Source organism: Pseudomonas sp. A6 (assembly GCF_052367875.1).
Lineage (GTDB): Bacteria > Pseudomonadota > Gammaproteobacteria > Pseudomonadales > Pseudomonadaceae > Pseudomonas > Pseudomonas citronellolis.
This window is the reverse complement of the sequence record NZ_CP198970.1, coordinates 3,784,570-3,791,976: the sequence shown is the minus strand read 5'-3', so window position 1 is coordinate 3,791,976 and position 7,407 is coordinate 3,784,570. Positions and strand designations below refer to the sequence as shown.

Annotated in this window: 2 protein-coding genes; one reads left to right on the top strand and one right to left on the bottom strand. The window is 67.9% G+C overall.

Annotated elements, in window-relative coordinates:
* The first annotated feature begins 405 nt into the window (after positions 1 to 405).
* On the top strand, positions 406 to 2,862 hold the full coding sequence (locus ACTWJ5_RS16870) for a TonB-dependent siderophore receptor (RefSeq protein ID WP_444436133.1): 2,457 nt from the start codon (positions 406 to 408) through the stop codon (positions 2,860 to 2,862).
* A gap of 417 nt (positions 2,863 to 3,279) precedes the next feature.
* Here the strand turns inward: ACTWJ5_RS16870 and ACTWJ5_RS16865 are convergent, their stop codons facing one another.
* A complete protein-coding gene (locus tag ACTWJ5_RS16865; RefSeq protein WP_444436132.1) occupies positions 3,280 to 7,404 on the bottom strand; it encodes an amino acid adenylation domain-containing protein in 4,125 nt (1,374 codons plus the stop codon).
* Between the last annotated feature and the right edge of the window lie 3 nt (positions 7,405 to 7,407).

Sequence of the window (7,407 nt, the reverse complement as noted above, 5' to 3'; positions counted from 1 at the left end):
CAGCCGACCAGGCGCCTGCGCGCTGGCGTAGGCGCCGTTCCCTCTCACCACGCGGGCAGGGCATTCGCATCGGTACCGAGTCAGCTACCCCATGAGCCGACACCAACGCCGTTTCCCCGTGTGGGAAGCGGCGTTTTTCCTTGTCCGATCGCTATCGATCCGTCGTCTTTGCCAGACACATGGCGCAAATGATGGCTATTCGCCTTATTTTTGGCTTCAGGGGTAAATCCGCCGAGCGTGGCTACGTTCTATCGGCGAGCACTTGCCGGCGCCCTCCCAGGGCGCGGGCGGCACGTCCTGCCGTGTCCGGGGGATCCGCTTGCACAGGCACGCGGGGTGGTCACGGATCAAAGGGGGGCGAAGGTGCGACCTACCTTCGGCTACAACGACAAGCAGAGAATGCAAATGCCAGCAGTCAATCAATTGAAACCCTTGTTCAGGGCCCTGATCACCGCCAGGGCCGTCGGTGCCCGCGGGCACGTCGCAGGCCTAGGTATGGCCTGCCTGGTACCGCTGTCGGCGCAGGTGTGGGCCGCCGACATCAACTTCGACATCTCCGCGCAGCCACTGCGCCAGGCACTGCAGCAGTTCGGCGAGCAGAGCAACACCCAGGTGATCTACAACGCCGTCGACCTGGAAGGCCTGCGCAGCGGCACGGTCAAGGGCCGTATGAGCGTCGACGAGGCACTGTCGCGGCTGCTGGGGGGGCACAGCAGCATCAGCTACCACTTCCAGGGCGACATGCTGATCCTCACCCGCCCCGGCGCCGACAGACTGGACCTGGGCGCCACCACCATCCGTTCCAGTACGCTCAACGCCACCACCGAGGGCAGCAACTCCTATACCTCTGGCGCGGTGTCCCTGGGCAAGGGCGTGCAGCGCCTGAAGGACATCCCGCAGTCGGTGACGGTGGTGACCCGCAAGCAGATGGATGACCAGAACACCGAAACCATCTCCGACCTGGTCAACCGCACCCCCGGCCTGACCGCCACCAAGTCGCCCGGCTCGGGCCTGTTCATCTTTTCCCGCGGCTTCAGCATCGACACCATCCAGTACGATGGCGTGCCTATCCCGCGCAACACCTATTCCCTGGGCAGCTACCTGACCGAGGACCTGAGTTTCTACGACCGCGCCGAAGTGCTGCGCGGCCCGGCGGCGTTGCTGCAGGGCGGCGACAGCCCGGGCGGGGCGCTGAACCTCGTGCGCAAGCGCGGCCAGCAGAAGGCCACCGTCAGCCTGACCGGCAAGGCCGGCTCCTGGGACCGCTACGGCATGCAGCTGGACGCCGGCGGTCCGCTGAACGAGAGCGGCACCCTGCGTGGCCGTACCGTGGTCAGCTACAACGACAGCGACTCGTTCATCGACTATGTGCGCGGCTGGAACCAGACCGTTTACGGCGCCGTCGACTACGATTTCACCCCGGACTTCACCGTCGGGGTGGGTGTGGCCAACCAGAAGGGCCATTCGCGTCCGCCGATGCTCGGCCTGCCGCGCTACGCCGATGGTGGGAACCCCGACTGGTCGCGCTCCACCTACGTCGGCGCCGATTGGAACCGTTCGGACAACGACCAGACCAGCGTCTTCCTCGACGCCACCTACCGGCTCAACGACGACTGGCGCATCAAGGGTTCCAGCGTGTACATGAGCGAGCACAACGGCGCTACCTACCAGGCGCTGTGGGACGCGCTGCCCACCGATGGCTCCACCGACAACACCTACATCGACTGGAGCACCGACTTCACTACTCACAGCAAGGGCGTGGATCTGTATCTGGACGGCCAGTTCACCGGCTTGGGCTTCGAGCAGACCTTTCTTCTGGGCGCCAACTACTCGCGGATCAAGACCGATGACCGCTGGGCACGTGCCCCCACTTTCGGCGCCGACTCCTCCAACGTCGACCACCACCGGCCGATGCCGGACATCTATGACCTCGCCAGCCGCGGCTTGGGCCGTCTGACTGACTACGACGTGGAGCAGAAGGGCTTCTATAGCCGCTGGTCGATCAACCTGACCGACCCGCTGAAGCTGATCCTTGGCGCACGCACCAGCTGGTACGACTACACCTACGGCGCCGAAACCTTCGCCCACACCGGGCGCAGCGAATCCACCACCACCAGCACCGGCAAGGTCTCGCCCTATGCCGGCCTGGTCTACGAGCTGGACCCGCAGTGGTCGGTCTACGCCAGCTACACCGACGTGTTCCAGCCGCAGACCAGTCGCACCGCCTCCGGCTCCATCGTTGAGCCGATCACCGGTACCAACTATGAGCTGGGCCTGAAAGGCGAACTGCTCGATGGCGCGGTCAACACTTCGGTGGCGCTGTTCCGCTACGATCAGGAAAATCGCGCGGTGCTCGACCTCAGCGGACCGATGGACTGTGACGGTTGGTACTGCTCCAAGCCCTCGGGCAAGGTGCGCAGCCAGGGCCTGGAAGCGCAGATCAGCGGCGAGGTGCTGACCGGACTGCAGCTGATGGCCGGCTACGTCTACAACACCACCAAGTACCTCAAGGACAACGACTACAAGGACAAGGTGTTCAGTACCTGGACGCCCAAGCACCAGCTCAAGCTGTGGGGCGACTACACCCTGCCGGGTGACTGGAACCGCGTGTCCCTGGGCCTGGGCACCACCGCGGTCAGCGGCACCACCTCGTACGACCACAAGTTCGACCTGCCCGGCTACGCCATCTGGGATGCGCGGGTTGCGTACAAGCTGAGCGACGAGATCACGGTGGCAGCGAACATGAACAACCTGTTCGACAAGAAATACTACGTGCCCGCGTACAACACCATCGACTACAACAACTACTACGGCGACCCGCGCAACGTGATGTTCAGCGTGAAATACACGCCGGAACTCTGAGCCGCACCGCCAACCCGCCCTTCCCCGGGCAAGCCCCCGCAGAGACCGGATGATGCCGGCCCTCGCGGGGGCTTTTTCATGGGCGCTGGCAGCACCGCCCCGAAAGCCTCGCTCATCCAGCTCAGCAGGCGCGGGCTTGCTCGCGAGGCTGCCTCCTGGTGGCTGCTTGGTCCGGAAACCTTTCGGGAGAGGGCATGGAGGCCGCTGTAACCGCGAGGCTCGGGGAGGCTCTCTTGACCTGTGAAGCCCGCGGCCATCCGTCCCTGCCACCTTGCCCGCCCGGCAGGGACGAGTGGTTCGCGAAGCGGATTGCCCCGCGTCGGACTCCAGCCCCTTTCCTGTGGCGGGAGAGGAGGGGGCTGGGCGTCAACCGCGCACGAGCTGCAGGGTAATCACCCTCGCCGCGCAAGGCAGGTGTTATTGGCGGAGCAGCGCCTCGCGCACCGACTCCACCAGCTCGGCGTGGAACACCATGCTGGCATGGGGCAGCGGTGAGTGGACCGACAGGGCCAGGCGGCCCTCGTGGTTGCAGCCTCCGATCAGGCCCTCGAGGAAGGATATCTCCTGCGCCGACTTGTGGTCGGTGGACCACCAGCAACTGGGCCGGACCGCCAGGCGCGGCAGGTGGAAGTCCTCGAAGCTGGCCACCAACTGGTCGTGGATGTCGTAGGCGTTGGAGGCCATGATCTCTTCCTTGATGCCCTCCAGGGCCGCTGCCAGGTCGTCCTCCCCGGTGCCGCTGGTTAGCCCGGCGGCCCATTGGTGGAAGGCCTTCATCTCGGCCGCGGGGTGCTCGCGGAGGAATTGCCGGGTGCGCTCGGCCAGGTGCGGGTAGAGCAGGCCGAAGAACTCCGCGGCGCGCTCCAGTTCGCTCTGTTGGCCGGGGCGGATCTCGCCGTCGTCGCCGGGGTTGCGCCGCACCAGGTCGCGCGGGTAGTCGCGGGCGTGGACGCTGCCGTCGATCAGACCGAGGAAGGCCACCTGCTCGCCCTGGGCTTCCAGGCGCGCGGCGATGTCCATGGCGATGGGCCCGCCGAGGGACCAGCCGAGCAGGTGATAGGGCCCCTGCGGCTGCGCTTCGCGGATCCGCCGGCAATAGTCTTCGACCATCTCCGCCCAGCCCTGGCGCTGGCCGTCGCTGCCGGCGTAGCCCTGGTACATCAGACCGTGCACCCGCACCTCGTCCTTAAGACGCCGGGCCAGCGGCTGGTAGCAGAACACCACGCCGCCGCTGGGGTGCAGGCAGAACAACTGAGGCGCCGAGGCCGGCGCGGCGTTCAGCGACACCAGGCACTGGCCCTTGCCGGCCTCGCGGTTGGCGATGAAAGCGCACAGCTGCGCCACGCTGGGGTTGGCCAGCAGCTCGGCCAGCGCCACCTTGATCGACAACTGGCGCTTGAGGCTGGCCAGCAGTTGCAGGGCGAGGATGGAGTGGCCGCCCAGCTCGAAGAAGTTGTCTTCCACGCTGATGCGCTCCAGCCCAAGTGTCTGCGCCCAAAGGCCGGCAACCTCGCGCTCGAGGGTCGAGCGCGGCACTACTTGGCTGCGTTCCAGCTCGTCGTTGCCGGGCGCCGGCAGGGCCTTGCGGTCGATCTTGCCGTTGGGCGAGAGAGGGAAACGTTCCAGCACGCAGAGAAAAGCCGGCTGCATGTACGCCGGCAGGCGCTCGCGCAGGTGTTCGCGCAGCTGCGCCTTGAGCGTGTCGGCGTCGTGCTCCGGCTCGGCCACCACGTAGGCGGCCAGTTGCGCGCCGCTGGCTGCCTGGTTGGCGACCACCAGTGCCGCGCGCAGGCGCGGGTCCTCCTGCAGGCAGGCCTCGATCTCGCCCAGCTCGACGCGGAAGCCACGGATCTTCACCTGGTGGTCGATACGTCCGACGTACTCGAGCACGCCGCAGGTGTCCTGGGAGGCCAGGTCGCCGCTGCGGTACATGCGCCCACCGTGCTTGGAGAAGGGGTCGGGGAGGAAGCGTTCGGCGGTCAGCGCCGGGCGCTTGCAGTAACCGCGCGCCAGCAGGTCGCCGGCGATCATCAGCTCACCCACCACGCCCGGCGCGGCGGCCTGGCCGGCGTTGTCCAGCACGTACAGCGCGCGCGCCGGCAGGGCGCGGCCGATGGGAATGCGCGGCGCCTCGCCGCCGGCCAGCTCGGTGCAGTCGAACAGGGTGGCGCTGACGGTGGCCTCGGTTGGGCCATAGGTGTTGAGCAGGGTAACGTGGCCCAGGCCGGCCTTGCGCCAGGCCTGTAGCGACTCGGCCGGCATCGCCTCTCCGCCGACGTTGACCCGGCGCAGGCGCCCGTAGTCACGCGGGCCGCCGCTGGCGAAGTCGTTGACCAGCAGGTTCCAGTAGGCGGTGGTGAGATCGACGATGCTGATGCGCTTGTCCAGCAGTTCGGCGTGGAAGCGCTCGCTGTCCCACAGTTCGTTGCCGCGCAGCACCACGCAGGCGCCGCAGGTGAGCGCCGGGTAGAGCTGCTCGACGAAGGCATCGAAGTTGAAGGTGGCGAACTGCAGCACGCGATCCTCGGCGGTCACGTCGAGGAACTCGCGGGCCACCTGGGCGTGCCGCGCCAGCGATTGCTGGTCGATGGCCACGCCCTTGGGCCGGCCGGTGGAGCCGGAGGTGAACATCAGGTAGGCGAGGTTGGCCGGTAGCACCCGGCACGGCGGGTCGTGCTCGGCGAGGGCGTCGGAGAGTTCCTCGTCCACCAGCACCACCGCCAGCGTCTCCGGCAGCGGCAAGCGCGGTAGCAGGTGGCGTTGGCTGAGGATGAGCTTCAGGTCGCTGTCCTCAATCATCCAGCCCAGGCGTTCGGCGGGGTATTCCGGGTCCAGCGGTACGTAGGCGCCGCCAGCCTTGAGCACCGCCAGCAGGCCGACGATCATTTCCGCCGAGCGCTCCACGGCGATGCCCACCGTCACCTCGGGGCCGACCCCGCAGGTTATCAGGCGGTGCGCCAGGCGGTTGGCCTGACGGTTCAGCTCGGCGTAGTCGAGCCGCTGCGTGCCGCAGATCAGCGCCGGAGCGTTCGGCGTGCGCCGCGCCTGGCGTTCGAACAGGCGCTGCACGCAGTCGTCATAGGGGTGCTGATCCTGGTTGCGCGCCGCGGCTAGCAGGGTGCGCTGCCAGTTCGCCGCGGACAGGAAGTGCAGTTCGCCGCAAGGCGCCAGCGGCCGTTCGGCAATGCTCTGCAGCAGGTTGCCCCAGTGCTCGGCCAGGCGCTCGATGCGTCCGGCGCAGAATAGTTCGCGGCGGTATTCGAACACAGCTTCCAGGCCGTCGTCGGCGTAGTCGACGTCCAGCGACAGGTCGAACTTGGCCTCGTCGGCACTGGTGCCCAGCAGCTCCACCTCCAGTTCGCCCAGGTACAGGTGGTCGCGCCCGGGGCGCGCCACGTGCCAGTCGAACAGCACCGGGTGGGCGTTGACCAGTTTCAGCTGGCGGTCGTCGAGGGCCAGTTCCAGCGGGCATTCCGCGTGCTCCAGGCAGGCCATGGACTCCGCGCGCAGGCGCTGCAGGAAGTCGCGCACCGGCATACATGGATCGACGCGCGCGCGGTACACCTGGGTGCTGACGAAGTAGCCGACCAGTTCCTGCAGCTCCTCGCGGCCACGGGTGGCGCCGGGCACGCCGATGCAGAAGTCTTGCTGGCCACAGTGCCGTGACAGCAGCAGTTGCCAGGCGCCGAGGGCGAGCACGAAGGGCGGCAGGCCCTGTTCCTGGCAGAAGCGCCTGAACCCCTGCAGCTGCGCCGCCGACAGGCGCAGGGCGACGCGGCCGGCGGCGGCGCGGGCGCGGGCACGGGGGAAATCGGTGGGCAGGTCGAGGTTGCTCTCCAGGCCCTGCAGATAGGCGCGCCAGTACTCCTGGCTGGCGCGGCAGGTGGGGCTGGCCGGGTAGTCCTGGCGCTGCCAGGCGGCGTAGTCGGCGTACTGAATCTCCGGCCGGCGTAGCGCCTGCGGCTGCCCGGCGCTGGCCTGGGTATAGGCCTGGATCAGGTCAGCGACGATGATCTCGTTGGACCAGCCGTCGGAGAGGATGTGATGCATGTTCAGCAACAGCACGTGCTCGGTCGCGTCCAGGCGCAGCAGACGGCTACGGATCGGAGGCGCCGCGGCCAGGTCAAAGGGAGTGTTGGCGTCCTTGCCGATGCGCTCGGCGAGCGCGCCCGCGCGCCAGTCGGCCGGCAGCGCGGTGAGGTCCTCCAGCGGCAGCGCCAGGCGGAACTCGGGGCACAGGCACTGGACCGGCTCGCCGTCTTCCTCGCTGTAGCGGCTGCGCAGCACGTCGTGACGTTGCAGCAGGGCGTTCAGCGCGCGCTCCAGTGCCTCGCGGTCGAGCGGGCCGCGCAGGCGCAGGGCCCGCGGCAGGTTGTAGGCCGGGCTGTCCGGGTCGAGTTGCTGTTGCATCCAGATACGCCGTTGGGCGAAGGTCAGCGGCGCCTGGGCAAGGCCACGGCGGGCGATGCGCTGCGTGTCGTCGGCGTCCTCGTGCAGCAGCAGGGCCAGCAGGTCGTCGTCGAGGTCGAGGGTGTCGTTCATCGG